14 protein-coding genes are annotated in these 18,753 nt (G+C 70.2%); 8 read left to right on the top strand and 6 right to left on the bottom strand.

The features are described 5' to 3' along the window. Window positions 1-40: 40 nt before the first annotated feature. The gene (locus tag AC3IPY_RS06135) at window positions 41-895 is read left to right on the top strand and encodes a class I SAM-dependent methyltransferase (protein ID WP_489187389.1); all 855 of its coding nucleotides are present in this window, start codon (window positions 41-43) and stop codon (window positions 893-895) included. Window positions 896-1,016: 121 nt separating this feature from the next. Here AC3IPY_RS06135 and ygfZ read toward each other — a convergent pair whose 3' ends face one another. The 3 genes from ygfZ to AC3IPY_RS06120 all read right to left on the bottom strand — a co-directional run bounded on the left by ygfZ (window position 1,017) and on the right by AC3IPY_RS06120 (window position 3,266). After that, complete coding sequence (gene ygfZ / locus AC3IPY_RS06130) at window positions 1,017-2,174, bottom strand: CAF17-like 4Fe-4S cluster assembly/insertion protein YgfZ (protein WP_489187388.1); 1,158 nt, start codon at window positions 2,172-2,174, stop codon at window positions 1,017-1,019. After that, window positions 2,174-2,782 carry a nitrobindin family protein gene (locus AC3IPY_RS06125; RefSeq protein WP_489187387.1) on the bottom strand — a complete coding sequence of 203 codons (609 nt, stop codon included), beginning with the start codon at window positions 2,780-2,782 and terminating at the stop codon, window positions 2,174-2,176. Before AC3IPY_RS06125 ends, ygfZ begins: the two co-directional genes overlap by 1 nt. Window positions 2,783-2,951: 169 nt before the next feature. Then, on the bottom strand, window positions 2,952-3,266 hold the full coding sequence (locus tag AC3IPY_RS06120; RefSeq protein ID WP_489187385.1) for a hypothetical protein: 315 nt from the start codon (window positions 3,264-3,266) through the stop codon (window positions 2,952-2,954). A gap of 72 nt (window positions 3,267-3,338) precedes the next feature. On the opposite strand from AC3IPY_RS06120, the gene AC3IPY_RS06115 reads away from it, so the two are divergent. The 7 genes from AC3IPY_RS06115 to pstB all read left to right on the top strand — a co-directional run bounded on the left by AC3IPY_RS06115 (window position 3,339) and on the right by pstB (window position 11,380). Further along, window positions 3,339-4,025, top strand: coding sequence for a response regulator transcription factor (locus AC3IPY_RS06115; RefSeq protein ID WP_489187383.1), 687 nt, complete (start codon window positions 3,339-3,341; stop codon window positions 4,023-4,025). Between the two features lie 45 nt (window positions 4,026-4,070). Next, the gene (locus AC3IPY_RS06110; protein WP_489187382.1) at window positions 4,071-6,251 is read left to right on the top strand and encodes an RNA degradosome polyphosphate kinase; all 2,181 of its coding nucleotides are present in this window, start codon (window positions 4,071-4,073) and stop codon (window positions 6,249-6,251) included. 44 nt (window positions 6,252-6,295) lie between these two features. Further along, window positions 6,296-7,189, top strand: a complete 894-nt coding sequence (locus AC3IPY_RS06105) for an NUDIX hydrolase (RefSeq protein ID WP_489188257.1) — start codon at window positions 6,296-6,298, stop codon at window positions 7,187-7,189. 164 nt (window positions 7,190-7,353) lie between these two features. Next, window positions 7,354-8,448: a phosphate ABC transporter substrate-binding protein PstS gene (locus AC3IPY_RS06100; protein ID WP_489187380.1), complete on the top strand. Its 1,095-nt coding sequence runs from the start codon at window positions 7,354-7,356 to the stop codon at window positions 8,446-8,448. Window positions 8,449-8,544: 96 nt separating this feature from the next. After that, complete coding sequence (gene pstC, locus AC3IPY_RS06095) at window positions 8,545-9,483, top strand: phosphate ABC transporter permease subunit PstC (RefSeq protein WP_489187378.1); 939 nt, start codon at window positions 8,545-8,547, stop codon at window positions 9,481-9,483. After that, window positions 9,483-10,577 (top strand): phosphate ABC transporter permease PstA, encoded by a 1,095-nt coding sequence (gene pstA, locus AC3IPY_RS06090; protein ID WP_489187377.1) that lies wholly within the window; start codon window positions 9,483-9,485, stop codon window positions 10,575-10,577. The genes pstC and pstA overlap by 1 nt, the downstream gene beginning before the upstream one ends. Window positions 10,578-10,600: 23 nt before the next feature. Further along, entirely contained in the window at window positions 10,601-11,380 is a 780-nt protein-coding gene (gene pstB / locus AC3IPY_RS06085) for a phosphate ABC transporter ATP-binding protein PstB (protein ID WP_489187375.1), read from the top strand. Between the two features lie 94 nt (window positions 11,381-11,474). On the opposite strand, the gene AC3IPY_RS06080 is transcribed toward pstB, so the two are convergent. The 3 genes from AC3IPY_RS06080 to AC3IPY_RS06070 all read right to left on the bottom strand — a co-directional run bounded on the left by AC3IPY_RS06080 (window position 11,475) and on the right by AC3IPY_RS06070 (window position 18,745). Continuing rightward, entirely contained in the window at window positions 11,475-13,340 is a 1,866-nt protein-coding gene (locus tag AC3IPY_RS06080) for a glycosyl hydrolase family 18 protein (RefSeq protein ID WP_489187374.1), read from the bottom strand. Between the two features lie 230 nt (window positions 13,341-13,570). Continuing rightward, on the bottom strand, window positions 13,571-16,120 hold the full coding sequence (locus tag AC3IPY_RS06075; RefSeq protein WP_489187373.1) for a glycosyl hydrolase family 18 protein: 2,550 nt from the start codon (window positions 16,118-16,120) through the stop codon (window positions 13,571-13,573). A gap of 138 nt (window positions 16,121-16,258) precedes the next feature. After that, on the bottom strand, window positions 16,259-18,745 hold the full coding sequence (locus AC3IPY_RS06070; protein WP_489187371.1) for a helix-turn-helix transcriptional regulator: 2,487 nt from the start codon (window positions 18,743-18,745) through the stop codon (window positions 16,259-16,261). Between the last annotated feature and the right edge of the window lie 8 nt (window positions 18,746-18,753).

Here is an 18,753-nt window from a genome sequence, read left to right as displayed (position 1 = left end):
AGCGGACGCCTCGCCCCGGCCGCGCTGGCAGACTTGGGGCATGCCAGCCGACGCCTCGCCCCACCCGCGGCGTCTGCGACCCGGCCAGCGCGTCGGCACGGTCACGCGCGGCACGACGAACACGAACCGGCTGCGGCGCGTGGATCGCTGGATCTGCGTGCAGCCGGCCCTGCTGCACGCCGCAGATCCGCTCGTCGTCGACCTCGGCTACGGCGCGAGCGGGGTGACGGCGCTCGAGCTCGCCTCGCGACTGGCCCACGCGCGTCCCGACGTGCGGGTGCTCGGGCTCGAGATCGAACCCGAGCGCGTGCGCACCGCGAACGAACAGCTCGCCGGCGTCCGGGCCGGCGAGACCCATTTCGACCCGGCGCTCGACGTGGCGTTCTCGGTCGGCGGTTTCGAGGTGCCGACGCCCGGCGATCGGCGGCCAGCGGTCATCCGCGCGTTCAACGTGCTCCGCCAGTACGACGAGGGCGACGTGCCGGGCGCCTGGGCGATGATGACCTCCCGCCTCGCGCCGGGCGGACTGCTGGTCGAGGGCACCTGCGACGAGCTCGGCCGCGTCTCGAGCTGGGTCGGGCTCGCGGCATCCGGCCCTCGCACCTTCACGATCAGCCTGCGGCGTTCGGGCCTCGAGCGCCCGTCGATCGTCGCCGAGCGGCTGCCGAAGGCGCTCATCCACCGGAACGTGCCCGGCGAGCGCGTGCACGAGTTGCTCGGCGCGCTCGACCGGGCCTGGCAGGTGCACGCGCCGATGGCGGTCTACGGGCCGTCGCAGCGGTGGATCGCCACGGTCGCGACCCTGCGGCACGAAGGCTGGCCCGTCATCGGCGGCCCGCGTCGCGCGCGGCTCGGCGAGCTCACGGTGCCGTGGTCGGCGGTCGCCCCCGCCTGAACGCTTTCGCTGCGGTCTCAGGAAGCTGGGCGCTCAACCGTGCCCTTTTCAGGAGGTTCTCGGCCGGAACGCGCTTTCTGGTCAGAACTCCCGAGAAGGGCGGGGGTTGCGAGGGAACTGCTCAGGGGCGTGCGCCGAGGCGCGGCAGGCGCGGCACGTCGACGGCCGCACGCGCGTCGGCCGGCACGATCTCGACCTGCGCCGCCGCGACGTCGACGCCGTGGCTCTCGACGATGAGCGGCAGGTCGCCCGGAACCGCGCGCTTGACGACGGCCAGCGCGACCGGACCGAGTTCGTGGTGCATGGCGCTCGACGTGATGCGGCCCACGACCTTGCGCTCCGGCGCCTCGCCGTCGGCCGGCTCGGGGCGGACCTTCTCGCCGATGACCTCGTCGCCGGGGGCGGGCAGCACGGTGTCGCTGCCGTCGAGATGCAGCAGCACGAGTCGCCGGGGCGGCCGGCCGAGGTTCAGCACCTTCGCGACGGTCTCCTGGCCCTTGTAGCAGCCCTTGCCGAGGTCGACCGCGCTCTGCAGCCAGTCGAGCTCATGCGGCAGGCTCTTCTCGTCGACCTCGGTCGCGAGCCGCGGCCGCCATGCGGCGACCCTGAGCGCCTCGAGCGCGAGCGCCCCCGCCACGTCGACCTTGCCGGCACGAACGGCGGTCGCGGCATCGGCCAGCGCCGAGCGCGGCACGATGCGCTCGATGGCGTGCCATTCGGATGCCGGGTGGCCGGCGTCGTTCGCGTAGCGATGCGTTCCGGGGATGCGGGTCGACCACGGATCCACCCAGTCGAGCGCGACGCCGGCGGGCGACGCCGCCGGGGCTGCGGCATCGAGCGCCTTCGCTGACATCGCCGCGATCACGGCGAAGTCGGCCGAGCGATCGGCGACCTCGACCCTGAGCATGAACCGCATGCGGTCGAGGAACGACGCCAACGGCGCGGCATCGTCGCGCTCGCAGATGAGCCAGGCGGTCTCGCCGTCGTCGACGACATGCACGACGTGCTCGATGTGACCGGCCGCGTCGAGGAAGAGCGCCTCGGCGCTCTCACCCGGGCGAAGGCGGGCCAATGACTGGCTGGCCATCGAGTGCAGCCAGGTCAGGCGATCGGGGCCTGCGACCGTGACGATGCCGCGCACCGAGAGGTCGACGATGGCCTCACCGCGTTCGAGGCGACGCTGCTCGACGATCGGGTTGCCGTAGTGGCCGGCGACACCCTCGTCGATGCCATCGGCCGCGACGGCACCCGGGAGGGAGAGGAACGGCGAGTCGGTCATCAGTCCACCTTCGCGAGGCGTGCGGACGCGTGGGTGCGCAGCTCCTGCCCGAGCGCGGCGATGTCCCACGCCCAGAGCAGGTGCTCCTCGACGAGCCCGTAGAGCCTCGTCGCCGCGGCGTATTCCTTCGCGCCCGCGCCGCGCATGACGGCATCGGTCGCGAGGTCGATGCGGGGGCCCTTGACCTGACCGAGGTAGAGCTCGGACACTCCGCCGGGATGCACGAGCGAGACCTCGAGGTCGAACCCGCCGTCGCCGTTGCGCAGCGCCTCGACGTCTTCGGCCGTGCGGTAGCGCGGTTCACCGATGCCGGGGAGCATCGCCGGACCGGGATCGGCGTCGCCGAGCTCGCGGGCGATGCGCCAGTACCCGGTCTCGGTGGCCAGCGGGCGCGGGTCGCCGTCGGGGGCCTCGGCATAGAGCCAGGTGTACGACGTGTAGTTCAGGTGCGGCAGGCCGTCATGGCTGAAGCTGACGCGCTGGCCGAACTCGTGCGTGATCTTCTCGTCGCCGACGGCGTAGTCGATGACGCCCGAGCCCTCCCAGACCCCGAGGAGCCAGGAGAGCGGAACGAGCTCGGCCGGGAGGCCCGCTGGCAGGTCGATCATGCGCTCAGCGCTGCCCCTTGAAGAGCTTGTAGACGACGACACCGCTGATCCACGCGATCGAGAGGCTCGCGAGACCGAGCAGACCGATGAAGAGGAGTTCGAGGGCGAGCAGCTGCGACATGCTCCGAGTCTATCCGGTCGGGAGAGGTCGCGGGTCGGGCCGCCCGCGTCAGGCGAAGGCCGTGGGCGCGACGACGGCGGCCGCGACGGCGAGCACGAGCGCCGCGCCGCCGACGCTCGCGCTCGCACGGGCGACGAACCCCTTCGGCCGGCGCGTCATGAGCTGGGCGAGCAATGCCCCCAGCACGGATGCCGCGAACACGACGCCGAGCGCGTCGTAGACCCCGAGCGGGCCGGGCTCTCCGAACCAGTCTTCGGTGCCGCCGAACGCGAGCGCGAGCACGATGACGGCTCCGACGACGGCGAGCGCCCACACCACCGCGACGGTGACGGCTCCACCGCGTGTATCGTTCTGCGTCTGCATGTCGTCCTCGTTCGTGTCGTTCGGCACGTGCTGTCCCGTAGTATTGACGAACTTACTCCTGGAGGGGTGTACGTGGCGCAGCTCTTGATCCTGTCGCCGGCGGCAAACGACGAAGTTCTCCCGGCGCTGTCCCTGTTGTCTCACCGAACGCGGATCATTCCCGCATCGCCTGAGCAGTTGGTCAGAGCGCCCGAATCGGATCTCGTGTTCCTCGACGCCCGCACGAACCTCGCCGGGGCGAAGGCGCTGTCGCAGATCCTTCGCACGACCGGGCTCTCGTCACCGCTCATCCTCATCGTCACCGAGGGCGGCCTCACGGCGGTCACGCCCGACTGGGGCATCGACGACGTGGTGCTCGAGCACGCCGGCCCGGCCGAGGTCGACGCGCGCATCCGCCTGGCACTCGGTCGCGCCCAGGCGACCCAGCCCAACGAACGCATCCAGACCTCCGGCGTCGTCATCGACGAGGCGAGCTATTCGGCGAAGGTGCACGGGCGCACGCTCGACCTGACCTACAAGGAGTTCGAGTTGCTCCGCTTCCTCGCCGCGCATCCGTCGCGCGTCTTCACGCGCGAGCAGCTGCTCAGCGAGGTGTGGGGCTACGACTACTTCGGCGGCACCCGCACGGTCGACGTGCATGTGCGGCGCCTGCGCGCCAAGCTCGGCGACCTCGACAGCCTCATCGGCACGGTCCGCAACGTCGGGTATCGCTTCAACGTGCACGAAGACGACGAGGGCGCCCCCGTCACGACCCGTTGACGCCCCGTTCACCGGCCGAAACAGCGCGAATGGCATGATGTCAGGATGACCGTGGACAGCACTCTCGACGACGGCTCGACGCTGAGCGATTTCGACGACGACTTCGAACCGTTCGACATCGAGGGCGCCCCCGAGCTGCCGGCCGAGCGGTACCTCGATCGCGAGCTCAGCTGGCTCGCGTTCAACAAGCGCGTGCTCGAGCTCGCCGAGGACCCGAACGTCCCGGTGCTCGAGCGCGCGAACTTCCTCGCGATCTTCGCGTCGAACCTCGACGAGTTCTTCATGGTGCGCGTCGCCGGCCTCAAGCGCCGCATCCTCACGGGGCTGGCCGTGCCCACGAACGTCGGCCGCGCGCCGCTCGACGTGCTGAGCGACATCTCGCAGCAGGCGCACGAACTGCAGGAGCGCCACGCGCTCGTCTATCAGGACCTCGTGAAGCCGGCGCTCGCCGACGCGGGCATCCGCATCGTCACCTGGGAGGCGCTCGGCGACGACGCCCGAAACCACCTGCACGGGTACTTCTCCTCGCAGATCTTCCCCGTGCTCATGCCGCTGGCCGTCGACCCAGCGCATCCGTTCCCCTACATCTCCGGGCTCTCGCTCAACCTGTCGGTGCGCGTACGCAACAGCCGCACCGGCCGACAGGAGTTCGCGCGCGTCAAGGTTCCGCAGATGCTCCCCCGCTTCGTGCGCGTCGACCCGACGGAACCGATCGAAGACGCACGGTACATCGCCCTCGAAGACCTCATCGCCAACCACCTGGGCGACCTGTTCCCCGGCATGGAGATCCTCGCGCACCACGTCTTCCGCGTCACGCGCAACGAAGACGTCGAGATCGAGGAGGACGAGACCGAGAACCTCATCAAGGCGCTCGAGAAGGAGCTGCTCCGCAGGCGATTCGGCCCGCCGATCCGGCTCGAGGTGACCGACGACATGGACGAGGTCACCCTCGGCCTGCTCGTGCGCGAGCTCGACGTGACCGATCAGGAGGTCTTCCGGCTTCCGGCCCCGCTCGATCTCGGCGGACTCTTCGTGCTCTTCAAGCTCGACCGACCCGAACTGCACTACCCGACCCACGTGCCCGTCACGGCGTCGCAGCTGCAGCCGTCCGACACGAACCTGCGGGCCGACATCTTCAAGGCGGTCTCCCGCCAAGACGTGCTGCTCCACCACCCGTACGAGTCGTTCGCGACGAGCGTGCAGGCCTTCCTCGAGCAGGCGGCCGCCGACCCCGACGTGCTGGCCATCAAGCAGACGCTCTACCGCACCTCTGGCGACAGCCCCATCGTCGAGGCGCTCATCGACGCCGCCGAGTCCGGCAAGCAGGTGCTCGCCCTCGTCGAGATCAAGGCGCGCTTCGACGAGCAGGCGAACATCACCTGGGCGCGCAAGCTCGAGAAGGCCGGCGTGCACGTGGTCTACGGGCTCGTCGGACTGAAGACGCACTGCAAGCTCGCGCTCGTGATCCGCCAGGAGAAGGGCACGCTGCGCCACTACAGCCACATCGGCACCGGCAACTACAACCCGAAGACCAGTCGCATCTACGAGGACCTCGGCCTGCTGACGGCCGACGACCAGGTCGGCAAGGACCTCACGCGGCTCTTCAACGAGCTCTCGGGCTACGCGATCGAGAAGAAGTTCAAGCGACTCCTCGTGGCCCCGCTGCACCTGCGCAAGGGACTGCTCAAACTCATCGCCGCCGAGGTGCGCAACGCCGAGCAGGGCAAGCCCGCCGGCATCCGCATCAAGGTCAACTCCATGGTCGACGAGGCCATCATCGACGCGCTCTACCGCGCCTCGAACGCCGGAGTGAAGGTCGAGGTCTGGGTTCGCGGCATCTGCAGCCTGCGCCCCGGGTTGCCTGGGCTCAGCGAGAACATCACGGTCCGCTCGATCCTCGGCCGGTACCTGGAGCACTCGCGCATCTTCTCGTTCGTGAACGACGGCGACACGCAGATCCACATCGGCTCGGCCGACATGATGCACCGCAACCTCGACCGCCGCGTCGAGGCCCTCGTCCGGCTGACCGAACCCGCGCACGTCAGCGAGGTCTCCGCCATCTTCGACCGGGCGATGAACGAGCGCACGAGCTCGTGGCACCTCGACGGCGAGGGCGTCTGGACCCGGCACACGACCGATGACGCCGGCAACCCCCTCGACGACCTCCAGGCCGCACTCATGCTCGAGATCGGACAGCGCAGCACGCGATCGGGGCACCGCCGGTGAAGGCCGAGACTGCGGTCTACGCAGCGGGAGCGGTGTGCTGGCGCATGATCGACGGCCGCATGCACGTGCTCCTCATCCACCGCACGGTGCACGGCGACGTCACCATCCCCAAGGGCAAGGTCGACCCGGGCGAGTCCCTTCCCCAGACCGCCGTGCGCGAGATCGCCGAAGAGACGGGGCTCGAGATCGCGCTCGGCGTGCCGGTCGGCGTCTCGCGCTACGTGATGCCGAACGGGCGCGAGAAGGTCGTGCACTACTGGGCGGGCGAGGTCAGCGACCACGCGCTCCAGCGTTCGACGTTCAAGCCGAACGGAGAGGTCGCGGCGCTCGAGTGGGTCACGATCAAGCGGGCCCGCACGTACCTCTCGTACGCGCCCGACGTCGAGATCCTCGAGAACTTCGCCGCGCTGGTCGAGCAGGGCGTGACGAGCACGTTCCCGCTGATCCTGCTGCGTCACGGCAAGGCCGTGTCCCGCGGGTCCTGGAAGGGCGCCGACACCGCGCGACCGCTGAGCGCGCACGGCGTGCAGCAGGCCGCCGCGCTCGTCGAGACCCTTCGGGCGTGGCATCCGACCCGCATCGTCTCCAGCCCGGCCATCCGCTGCGTCACCACGGTGCGTCCGCTCTCGGCGACGACCTCGGTCAAGGTCAAGCTCGACGACCGCATCAGCCAGGACGCCTGGTCGACGGGCGACGCCGACGTACGCCGGGTCATCGGCAAGCGCGTGCGGTCCGGTCGCGCGGCGGTGGTCTGCAGCCACGGGCCGGTGCTGCCCGAGATCGTGCGCGAGGTCGCCCTCGCGACCTCGACTCCGCTCGGCTCCTATGTGACGGATGCCGCGGAGCTGGAGCCGGGCGGGTTCAGCGTGGTGCACCTCTCGGCGACGAACTCCGGCTCCGGCATCATCGCGATCGAGACCCACGCACCCCGCGTCTGACTGCCGGGATCGCGTCGCCGATGGGCCGCGATCCGCATCGGACAGCGGTCGTTCACCTTCCGTTCACCACTTCAGCGCAAGCTCGTAAGGCGCGCTGATTAGCGTCGCAGGCGGGTCGGCACCGGCCCGGTACCTGCAATCGAATCCCCGGAAGGGAACCTCACGTGAACCTCAAGCGTTTCGGCGTGCCAGCCGTCGTCGCCGTCACTGCGGCGCTCGCGCTCAGCTCCTGTGCCACGAACGAAGGCGGCGCGGCCGCACCCGAGGAGTCGACCTCGACGCTCTCCGGCAACCTCGTCGGCGCCGGCGCATCCTCCCAGGACACCGCACAGCAGTCGTGGATCGCCGGCTTCCAGACCGAGAACCCCGACGTCACGATCGACTACGACCCCTCGGGTTCGGGTGCCGGCCGCGACACGTTCCTCGCCGGTGCGAGCGACTTCGCCGGTTCCGACCGCGCGTTCAACGACGAGGAGATCGCCGCGGGCGGCTTCACCGCCTGCGCCCCCGACTCGAGCATCGTCGAACTCCCCGTCTACATCTCGCCGATCGCGGTCGTCTTCAACCTCGACGGCATCGACAGCCTCGACCTCGACGCCGCGACGATCGCGGGCATCTTCGCCGGCACGATCACGAACTGGAACGACCCGGCCATCGCCGCGACGAACCCCGACGCGACGCTGCCCGACCTGGCCATCACGGCCGTGCACCGCTCCGACAAGTCGGGCACCACGGGCAACTTCACCGACTACCTGGGTGCCGCGGCTCCCGACGTGTGGACCGAGGGTTCGGTCGAGGAGTGGCCGCTCGAGGGCGGCGAGGCCGCGCAGGGCACGTCCGGCGTGATCGACGCCGTCACCGGCGGCTCCGGCACCATCGGCTACGCCGACGCCTCGCGCGCCGGTGACCTCGGCACCGTCTCGGTCAAGGTCGGCGACGCGTTCGTGCCGTACTCCCCCGAGGCCGCGTCGGCCGTCGTCGACGCGTCGCCGTTCGCCGAGGGCCGCGCCGATGGCGACCTCGCGATCGAGCTCGACCGCAACGCCGAGGACACGGGCGTCTACCCGATCGTGCTCGTCAGCTACCTCATCGCCTGCGGCGAGTACGCCGACCCGGCCAACGTCGAACTGCTGAAGTCCTACCTCGCCTTCACGGCGAGCGAGGCCGGCCAGGAGGTCGCCGCGACCGACGCCGGCTCGGCACCGATCTCGGACTCGCTCCGCGACAAGATCAACGCTGCGATCGACTCGATCAAGTAGTAGGTTCGTGCCCGACCCCTCCGTGCTCTTCACGCGGGGTCGGGCACGATCATGTCTCTCAAACACCGACTCCCCGATTCGAGGATTTCGACACACATGAGTTCCCCGGCCACCACGATCAAGGCCAAGCAGCGGCCCGGCGATCGGGTCTTCTCAGGTTCGGCGGTCTTCGCCGGATCGATGATCCTCGTCACGCTCGCTGCCGTCGCCGTCTTCCTCATCGTGCAGAGCATCCCCGCGCTGTTCGCGACGAGCGAGGATGCGTCGATCCTCACGACGAACTTCTGGGAGTACGTCGGTCCCCTGCTCTTCGGCACCATCTGGGCCGCCGCGCTGGCACTGCTCATGGCGCTGCCGGTCTCGATCGGCATCGCCCTCTTCATCTCGCACTACGCACCCCGTCGCCTGGCATCGGTGCTCGGCTACATCGTCGATCTGCTCGCCGCGGTGCCCTCGGTGGTCTTCGGCCTCTGGGGCATCGGCGTGCTCGCCCCGGCGGTGCAGCCCGTGTACTCCTGGCTCGTCGAGAACCTCGGCTGGTTCCCGCTCTTCGCCGGCCCGGTCTCGGGCACCGGCCGCACGATCCTCACGGCGGCGGTCGTCCTCGCCGTGATGGTGCTGCCGATCATGACCGCCATCTGCCGCGAGGTCTTCCTGCAGACCCCCGTGCTCCACGAGGAGGCGGCGCTCGCACTCGGCGCGACCCGGTGGGAGATGATCCGCATGGCCGTGCTGCCGTTCGGCCGCTCCGGCATCGTCTCGGCCTCCGTGCTCGGACTCGGTCGCGCCCTGGGCGAGACCATGGCCGTCGCCATGGTGCTCTCCGCTTCGGGCGTGATCAGCTTCCAGCTGCTGACCTCGGTGAATCCGTCGACCATCGCCGCGAACATCGCGCTCAGCTTCCCGGAGGCCTACGGACTCAACGTCAACGTCCTGATCGCCACCGGCCTCATCCTCTTCGTCGTGACCTTCGCGGTCAACGCGCTCGCCCGCTGGATCGTCAGCCGCCGCAAGGACTTCTCGGGAGCCAACTGATGACCGTCACGACCCCTCAAGAACCCCGCACCGCGACGCCCATCGCGAACTCGCTCACGGCGGGCCGCCTGCCCACGCCGGCGCCGTGGATCATCCTCGGTGCCGCGCTGGCGGTCTCCGCCGCCCTGTTCGCCGTCGTCGGGCTCGCGGCCGGCTCCGCCTTCAACTGGGGCGGTGCGCTCGCCGTCGGCGGCGTGCTCTACATCCCCTCGATCTGGATCTTCTCGCGCCTCGTCGAGGGCGCCCGGCGTGCGAAGGACCGCTTGGTCACCGCGCTCGTCACGGCCGCATTCGTGCTCGCGATGATCCCCCTCATCTCGCTGGCCGTCACCGTCATCACCCTCGGCGCCGCACGGTTCGACGCGGAGTTCTTCACGTCGTCGATGCGCAACGTCACGGGCGAGGGCGGCGGCGCACTGCACGCGATCGTCGGCACCCTGCTGATGACCGGCGCGGCGGCGATCATCTCGATCCCGATCGGCCTGCTCACCTCGATCTACCTCGTCGAGTACGGTCGCGGCCGGCTCGCGCAGGGCATCACCTTCCTCGTCGACGTCATGACCGGCATCCCCTCCATCGTCGCGGGCCTGTTCGCCTACGCCGTGTTCGCGATCTTCTTCGGCCCCGGCGTGCGCCTGGGCATCGCCGGCGCCATCGCGCTGGCCGTGCTCATGATCCCCGTCGTCGTGCGCTCGAGCGAGGAGATGCTGCGACTCGTGCCGAACGAGCTGCGCGAGGCCGCGTACGCGCTCGGCGTGCCGAAGTGGCTGACGATCCTCAAGGTCGTGCTGCCCACCTCGATCGCCGGCATCACGACGGGCATCATGCTCTCGATCGCCCGCGTCATCGGCGAGACCGCGCCGCTGCTCATCGCCGCCGGCTTCACGCAGAGCATGAACTACAACCTCTTCGAGGGACGCATGAGCTCGCTGCCCGTGTTCGTCTACACCCAGTACGCCAACCAGGGCAATCCGCCTGAGGCGTACCTCGATCGCGCCTGGGCGGGCGCACTCACCCTCATCCTCATCGTCATGGCGCTGAACCTCATCGCCCGACTCATCGCCCGCTTCTTCGCCCCCAAGTTCGGTCGCTGAACCGCGAGCCAGTAAGGAAACCCGTGTCAAAGCGCATCGAGGTCCGTGACCTCAACGTGTACTACAGCAAGTTCCTCGCGGTCGAGGGCGTCGGGCTCGAGATCGAGCCCCGCAGCGTCACCGCCTTCATCGGCCCGTCCGGCTGCGGCAAGTCGACGTTCCTGCGTACGCTCAACCGCATGCACGAGGTGATCCCCGGCGCCCGCGTCGAGGGCGAGGTGCTCATCGACGGCAACAACCTCTACGACCCCGACGTCGACCCGGTGCTCGTGCGCCGTCAGGTGGGCATGGTCTTCCAGCGCCCGAACCCGTTCCCGACGATGTCGATCAAGGAGAACGTGCTCGCCGGCGTGAAGCTGAACAACGCGCGGATCTCCAAGACGGACGCCGACGACCTCGTCGAGCGTTCGCTGCAGGGCGCCAACCTCTGGAACGAGGTGAAGGACCGCCTCGACCGTCCGGGCTCCGGGCTCTCGGGCGGCCAGCAGCAGCGACTCTGCATCGCCCGTGCGATCGCGGTCTCCCCCGAGGTCATCCTCATGGACGAGCCGTGCTCGGCGCTCGACCCGATCTCGACGCTCGCCATCGAGGACCTCATCGAGGAGCTCAAGCAGCAGTACACGATCGTGATCGTGACGCACAACATGCAACAGGCGAGCCGCGTGTCCGACAAGACCGCGTTCTTCAACATCGCGGGCACCGGCAAGCCCGGCAAGCTCATCGAGTACGACCAGACCACGACGATCTTCTCGAACCCGACGGTGAAGGCGACCGAGGACTACGTCTCGGGCCGATTCGGCTGATCGGATGCCGCGGCCGCCGCGGGCGCCGCATGCAAGACGGATGCCCCGGAGCGAAGTTCGCTCCGGGGCATCCGCGTCTCATCTGATCAGGCGATCACTGGAGCTCCCAGGGGCCCCACTGCTCTGCGCCGGGCTCGTTGCCCTGCGTCCACCACTTCGCCTTGTAGGTCGCGCCCTTGTGGCTGACCGTCTGGCCGCCCGTGTAGACCGTCGTCGCGCTCCAGGCTGCGACGCCGGGGTCGGTCGGGTCAGTGGGATCGGTCGGGTCGGTCGGGTCCGTGGGATCCGTCGGGTCGCATGCGTCGATCTTCGCCCACGGGCCGCCCGCGGTCGGGACGTCGCCCTGCGTCCACCACTTCGCCGTGTACTCCGAGCCGTTGTACGAGACCTTCGCTCCGCCGGTGTAGACCGCGGCCGACGACCACGCGGGAGCCGTGCAGGCGCCCGGGTCCGTCGGGTCGGTCGGGTCGGTCGGGTCCGTCGGGTCCGTCGGGTCCGTCGGGTCGGTGGGGTCCGTCGGGTCCGTCGGATCGGTCGGGTTCGTCGGGTCGGTCGACGGGCCGGTCGGGGCGGCGCGCAGCTTCGACGCCATCGCCTTGACGAGCTCGCCCTCGCGGTCGCCGTCGAGCTCCCACCACATCGAGCCGCCGAGGCCCTTGGCCACGATGTAGTCGGCCTTCTGGTTGACCGTCTTGGTGTCGTCGAGGCTCCACCACTGGTTGCCGTCGTAGCGCCACGAGGCGCCGACTGCGGCGTCGTAGTAGGCCGTGCCGCGGTTCTTCAGCTTCGAGTAGTCCTCGAAGCCCGCCTCGAACGTGCCGGGAGCGGCCTGCGTCGCAGGCCCCCAGGCGTTGGACGAGGTGGCACCCTGCCAGCCGCGACCGTAGGCGGCGAGGCCCAGGCCGAGCTGGGCGGGCGGGATACCGGCGTTGAGGTACGTGCGCACGGCCTTGTCGGCGCTGAACTGCTCCCCGGCGGGACGCGTGTCCTTCGGGTCGTCGTACAGGTTGATCTGATGACCGGTGAGCGTCGGGTTCCAGGCACCGTGCAGGTCGTAGCCCTGGATGTTGCCGAAGTCCAGGTAGTCGAAGATCTGCGGGTCGTTCCATCCGCCGGCGCTGATCACGGCCGGGCTCGCGGGCAGGAACGCCGAGAGCTGGTAGGCCTTGCCGTTCGTGGCGCCGTAGGCGTCGAGCTGGGTGCGGAACTCCTTGAGCAGCGCCTTGAAGTTCGCCTTGTCGTTCACGGGGTCGACGTGGTTGCCGACCTCGCCCGCGTCGGTTCCGGGCCACTCCCAGTCGATGTCGATGCCGTCGAAGACGCCCGCTGCGGCACCGGCGCCACCACGGCCGTCGATGACGGGCAGGTTGCCCTTGAGGTAGAGGTTGACGCAGCTCGAGACGAACTTCTTGCGCGAGGCATCCGTCGCCGCGACCGTCGAGAAGTTCTTCGACCAGGTCCAGCCGCCGATCGACAGCATGACCTTGAGGTCGGGGTGCTTCGCCTTCAGCTGCTTGAGCTGGTTGAAGTTGCCCGCGAGCGGCTGGTCCCAGGTGTCGGTGGTGCCCGAGACCGAGTTCGCGGCCGTGTAGCCCATGCCGAAGTCCGCCCAGGCATCGCCCGCGCCGTCGGAGCCGTTGGGGCCGGTGCCCTGCGCCTTGTTCGCGATGAAGCACTCACCCGACTGGTAGTGGATGTTGCCGAACGCGTAGTTGAGGTGGGTGAGGTCCTTCGCGGCGCCCGAGGTCTCCAGGTTCTTCACCTGGAACGCCCGGTCGTAGACGCCCCACTGGGCGAAGTAGCCCACGTTGCGATATCCGTTCAGGGTGCTGGGCGCCGGTTCGGCGGCAGCGGCGGGGGCGGCGGCGCCGACCGCGGCGAGACCGGCGACCATCGCACCGGTGGCGAGGGTGGCGAGCGCCGTGCGCAAGCCCCGTCGCGTGCTTCTCTGTCTCTGCATGGTGTCCTTCTTCGAGGGAGGAACGGGCGCGGGTGCGCCCCTCATCGCAAAGCTACGAGCGGATGCCGCGGCTCGTCGTCCGCACGATCCACATGGTCGGGCGGACGCGACGGAGCCGAGTACGTAGTGCTACGTACTCGGCTCCGCTCGGGCCTCGGATCCGCATTGAGGGGACCTCGGCCATGGGGCATCCGGTCGACGGTGAAGGGGCACCGCCGACCGGATGTGGTTCAGCAGGCGGCGGCGGCACCCCACACGTCGTTCGATCCGGGCGTGTCGCCGCTGGTCCACCACTTCGCGGTGTACTCGGCGCCGTTGTACGAGACCTTCTGGCCTCCGGTGTAGACCGCCGTGGCGCTCCAGGCCGGCGCATCGCATGTGCCCGACCCGCCGCCACCGGGGCCGCCCGAGCCGCCGCCCGGCGCGACGACGCTCACGCCACGGGGCAGGTCGTAGAGCGTCGCGAACGTCTGCGAGCCGATCTGCACTCGCAGGTTCGAGAGCTGCGCCATCGGCATCGACCACGACAACTTGGTGTACGCCGAGCCGCCCGCGGGGATTCCACCGGAGGGCACCGTGATCGTGTACGTGTGGAAGTCGCCCTTGAGGCCGCCGACATTGCTGCCGGTGTGGTCGCTCTTGACCTTCGTGATGCCCCAGCCGTTCTGCTCCTTGAGCTCGCCCGTGTCGCTCGTGGCCGTGTCGAAGGTGATCTTCGCACCCGCCGGGATCGCCGCCGTGGAGTTGTTCGTGAACGTGACCTTCGGGTTGATCGGGTAGTTGTTGTCGCCCAGCGCGAACTCGCTGTACGACACCTGCAGGTCGATCGCCTCGGTCGGCATCGGGACGTTCGCCTTCGCCGCCTTGTACGGCTGCGAGGCCGACAGGGTCGCGTGCAGCTTGTTCACGAGGGTCGAGCCCATCGTGTACTGGGCCTTCGCCGAGTCGTAGCCGTAGTCGCCGGCGAGCTCCCAGATCATGACGCCGCCGAGGCCGTTCTGGGCCACGTAGTCGGCCTTGGCCTGGATCGCCTGGTCGCTGTCGCCCGAGAGGAAGGTCTTCGTGGTCGAGTTCCACCACCACTCGGTCTTCGTCACCGGGTCGAACTTGTGCGCGTAGGTGCCCACGAGCGGACCGGTGGGCGAGCCGTAGCTCGCGGCGTAGTCGCCGACCTTGCCGTTCTGCAGGTTGAGCACGTGCCAGATCGGGTTCGCGCCCGCGGCCATCTGGATGCCCATGGCGTCGACGTCGTGCCAGAGGTTGTCGATGCCGCCCGCGCCGTTGCCGCATTTGGCGGTGCCGCCGATCGTCGCACCCGTGCCGAAGGCGCATTTCGTCTGGTCGGGCAGCGCCGCAGTGCCGCCGAGCCCGTCGACGCCGCCCGTCACACCCGTCCAGCCGCGCGTGTAGAACGGCACGCCGAGGTTGATGCGGCCGGCCTGGATCGCACCGCGGAAGTAGTGGTACGCCCAGTCGCCGTTCAGGTAGCCGATGTTCTTGTACGCACTGTAGACGCCGCCCGCTGCGAGCTCGGGGTCCTGGCCGTTGTCGAACAGCGGCGCGTTGCCGGCCACGTACTCGTTCCATGCGCCGTGCAGGTCGTAGCTCATCATGTTGACGTAGTCGAGGTACTGCACGACCTGGTGCACCTCCTGACCGCGGAGCAGCCAGCCCGACGCGGGAGCCGCGACGGTGAGCATGTAGTACTGGCCGTCTGCGGCGCCCGCCCGGTCGAGCTTCTCGCGAAGCGTCTTCATGAGCTTGACGTAGTTCGACCAGAGCACGCCGCGTCGAGCGTCGGAGTAGCCGAAGTCGTCGGGGTTGCCGGCCTTGCTGTTGCTCGTGGCGTACTCGTAGTCGATGTCGACGCCGTCGAAGCCGTACTGGCGGATGAACGCGACCGCCGAGTCGGCGAACGTGTCGATCTTCGCCTGCGACTCGGTCATCGTGTAGAAGCCGCCGTCGCCGACCCGCGAGCCGTCGGCCGCGAAGTGGCCGCCGGTCTCGGCCCAGCCGCCGACCGAGACGAGGGATTTCACGCCGGGGTTCGCCTTCTTGTACTTCTCGAGCAGGTTGAGGTGGCCCTTGTACGGCAGTGCCGGGTCCATCTCGGCACCCGCGACTCCGGGCCAGGTGAGCTCGGTCGCCGCGTCGCCGGCAGCCTCCGCGCCGACGGACACCTTGCCCGCACCATCGATGTGGGCGAAGGCGTAGTTGATGTGGCTGAGCTTCGTCCACGGGATGTCGCTCGCGAGGTACCTCGGCGCCCCGTTCTCGCCCGTGCGCCAACTCGTGAAGTAGCCGATCACTCGATGCTCGAGGCCGTTGGGCAGCTTCTCACGGCCGGCGGTGTCGTAGACGTCGCAGTAGGGCACGTCGACGCCCGGGGTCTGGTAGAGACCGTCGGGGCGGCACTGCTCGTCGGGGTTCGTGGTCCACGGGGTGCCGGGCTCGGGATCGGGCGTCGGAGTGGGCGTGGGCGTCGGGGTGGGCGTGGGCGTCGGGGTCGGGGTGGGCGTCGGGGTCGGCGTCGGCGTCGGGTCGGGCGTCGTCGCGCCGCAGGCCCCGTTGCTCTCCCACGGCCCCCACTGCTCGGTGCCCGGCACGTTGTTCTGCGTCCACCACTTGGCCGTGTAGTTCACGCCCTGGTGGGAGGCCTTCTCGCCGCCGGTGTAGGTGGTCGCCGCGCTCCAGGCGGTGGCGCACGGCTCGGCCGCGTTCGCCACCATCGGGGGGACCAGTGCCGCCAGGAGCAGGCCGACGCCGGCCGCGGCGGTCACGATCCGCGCGCGCATTCGACTGGGTGTTCGCATGTCGTTCCCGTCTGATTCGGATGTCTCGTCCCGCACCGCGCGGGCAGCCCGACGCTAGTGCAGGGCGCGACGGCGACGAATCAGCACATCCACGCATACGCAGGACTACGTAGGCGTGCCCGACATGCGCCCGCGCATGCGGTGGGCGAGCACCGCGAGCTCGACGCGCGAGTGCACGGCGAGCTTGGAGAACACGCGCCCGACGTGCACCTCGACGGTGCGCACCGAGACGAAGAGCCGAGCAGCCGCGTCGCGGTTGGAGATGCCCTCGACGACGAGCATCGCGACCTCGAGCTCGCGTTCGGTCAGCACCCGCGCCCAGGCGTCGCGGCACTCCGCGAGATCTGAGGAGTCGGGTTCGGCCGGACGCGCGAGCGGCGTCAGCGGTCGAGCGGATGCCGCGGTCCCACCGGACCCGATGTCGGTGACGTCCGCTCGGCCGACACGCCGGCCATCGTCCGCGGGGTGTGCGCCGGCGACCCGGGACGGGGCGCCTTCCGTCCGGAGACGGCCGGGCGCAGTGAGGTCGTCGGTCCGAGCGCGAGCCGCCTGCGCCGCACGTTCCGCCGCGACCGCTCGGAGCCATCCGATCGCGCCGCTGTCGCCGAAGAGGTGCTCGGCGGCCACGAGGTGCCGATCGGCCCGATCCGCCGCGCCGAACGACGCGCTCACGCGCGCGAGCATGAGTTCGGTGCGGGCCCGTTCGTATGGCGAGACGATCTCCCGCGCCCGTTCGGCGACCACGGCATAGTCCTCCTCGAACGCCGCGCGATCGATGCACCGCATGCGGTGCCGGAGTTCGCTCGCGAGCCTGGCATCGGGCGTTCGCCGCGCCGACTCCCGGCGCGCGCCGGTGGGCGCATCGCCGGCGTCGGCGAGGTGCTCGGCCGCGGCGTCGAGGCCGGGCAGGTGCAGGCCGGATCCGAAGCCGCTGTGGGCCCGCTCGTCGGCGAGCGCGACGAGCGTCTCCGCTTCGGCACGGCGCCCCAGCAGGTGCGCCGACATCGCGCGGTCGATGAGGTCCTCGCGCCGGACTCCGAACGCGGGCTGCGGCAGCGCGGCCTCGAGCGATCGCGCCCACGGCCCGATCTCGCCCGTGGAGATGAGCTCCAGGCGCCGGGCGAGCGCCGCGCCGAGGCCGCCGAACGCGAGCGCGACGGGCAGGTCGGATGCCGCCTGCCGCAGGCCGCTCGCCGCTCGCCGGACCTCACCGGCCCAGAGTTCGAGGAGCGCGATCGCGACGGCCCGCTCGGCGCGCATGAGCGGCGTGCGCTCCACGCATGAGGAGGCCGGCGCGTCGGCACCGCCGACGAGTTCCCGCCGCATGCCGAGGCTGCGGGCCGCACCGCCGGCGCCGCCGCCGAGACCACGTTCGAGCGCGGACGTCAGGGCGCGGATGCCACCGAACAGGGTCGCCTCGGGAATGAGCGCCGAATCGGGCAGCGATGAGTCGGCACCGTCCGTGGGCGCGTGCGGAAGGTCTGCAGCGAACCCCACCGGGCCGAAGAGCGCGCACCAGGCGTACATGATGCGCCACTCGTCGCGCTCGAGGTCCGAGCCGTCGAGCAGGGCATGGGCTTCCGCGAGCCTGCGCGCCGACCGATGCATCGCCCCCTGCTCGGCGAGGAGGCCGGCCGCCAGCAGCACGGCCCGCAGGAGTCCGGCGCGGCCCGCGTCATCGCACGGGTCGAGCTCGCTGCGCTCGAGTCGCTCATCGAGTTCGCGGTCGGGCACATCGCCGGTCAGCATGGCCACCGCGATGAGGTAGTCGCCGAGCACGGCGGTGCGACTGCGCTCGTCGCCCGTGCGGAGCACGACGTCGAACCAGCGCTCGGCCTCCTCGACGAATCCGGCGTGCAGGGCCGCGCGCCCGGCCATGTGCCGCGCCAGGACGGCTTGGTCGCCGAAGGCGTGGCTCACGGCCTCGCGGGCGACCGAGTGGGCCCATTCGGCTTCGCCGGCGGCATCCGCTCGTCTCGCGATCTCGAGGAGCGGCTCGACGAGGTCGCTCGAGCCCTCGAGCGTGGCCAGCGACCGATGCCAGACCGCGAGGTCGCCGACGCCCGTCGCGCCGTAGGCCTCGGCGAGCGCGTCGTGGGCCGCGGTGCGGTCGGCGAGCGACGCATGCGCGTGCGCCCAGACCCGGGTGCGGGGGTCGGCGAAGGCGAAGTGACCCGCGACGAGCAGCAGGTGGCGGCTCAGGCGGCTCTCGACGAGCTCGGCCATCGACCGGCCGGTCGCGGCGAGCAGCACGTCGCTGCGATCGTCGACGCAGACGGCGGCGATGACGAGCGCCTGCCGTTCCCAAGGGGCGAGACGTTCACCGGCGGGGCCGACGGCCGCATCGATCGCGGGCACCAGCGGCAGCGGGTCGGGCAGCGAGGCGAGGCCGAGCCGCTGCGAAGCGCGCAGCTCAGAGGCCACCTCGATGATCGCATCGGCGTCGCCGCCGAGCCCCAGTCCGAGTCGAGCGGCGACGTGCGGCGCGACGACGATGCCGCGCCGCGCAAGGAGTTCGACGATCGCGGTCGAGCCCTCGAACGCCTCGACGGCGGCGCGATGACGTGGTTCCCTGTCCGGTTCCTCGTGCATGGGTGCCA

This window comes from Agromyces sp. GL_144, assembly GCF_057834305.1.
This window is presented reverse-complemented; position numbering and strand designations above follow the sequence as displayed.

Bases quoted from the DNA above. Each gene is read 5' to 3' on its own strand.
- pstC (WP_489187378.1), top strand. From the start codon at position 8,545: ATGAGTTCCCCGGCCACCACGATCAAGGCCAAGCAGCGGCCCGGCGAT.
- AC3IPY_RS06110 (WP_489187382.1), top strand. From the start codon at position 4,071: ATGACCGTGGACAGCACTCTCGACGACGGCTCGACGCTGAGCGATTTC.
- AC3IPY_RS06135 (WP_489187389.1), top strand. From the start codon at position 41: ATGCCAGCCGACGCCTCGCCCCACCCGCGGCGTCTGCGACCCGGCCAG.
- pstA (WP_489187377.1), top strand. From the start codon at position 9,483: ATGACCGTCACGACCCCTCAAGAACCCCGCACCGCGACGCCCATCGCG.
- AC3IPY_RS06070 (WP_489187371.1), bottom strand. From the start codon at position 18,745: ATGCACGAGGAACCGGACAGGGAACCACGTCATCGCGCCGCCGTCGAG.
- AC3IPY_RS06080 (WP_489187374.1), bottom strand. From the start codon at position 13,340: ATGCAGAGACAGAGAAGCACGCGACGGGGCTTGCGCACGGCGCTCGCC.
- ygfZ (WP_489187388.1), bottom strand. From the start codon at position 2,174: ATGACCGACTCGCCGTTCCTCTCCCTCCCGGGTGCCGTCGCGGCCGAT.
- AC3IPY_RS06120 (WP_489187385.1), bottom strand. From the start codon at position 3,266: ATGCAGACGCAGAACGATACACGCGGTGGAGCCGTCACCGTCGCGGTG.
- AC3IPY_RS06125 (WP_489187387.1), bottom strand. From the start codon at position 2,782: ATGATCGACCTGCCAGCGGGCCTCCCGGCCGAGCTCGTTCCGCTCTCC.
- AC3IPY_RS06105 (WP_489188257.1), top strand. From the start codon at position 6,296: ATGATCGACGGCCGCATGCACGTGCTCCTCATCCACCGCACGGTGCAC.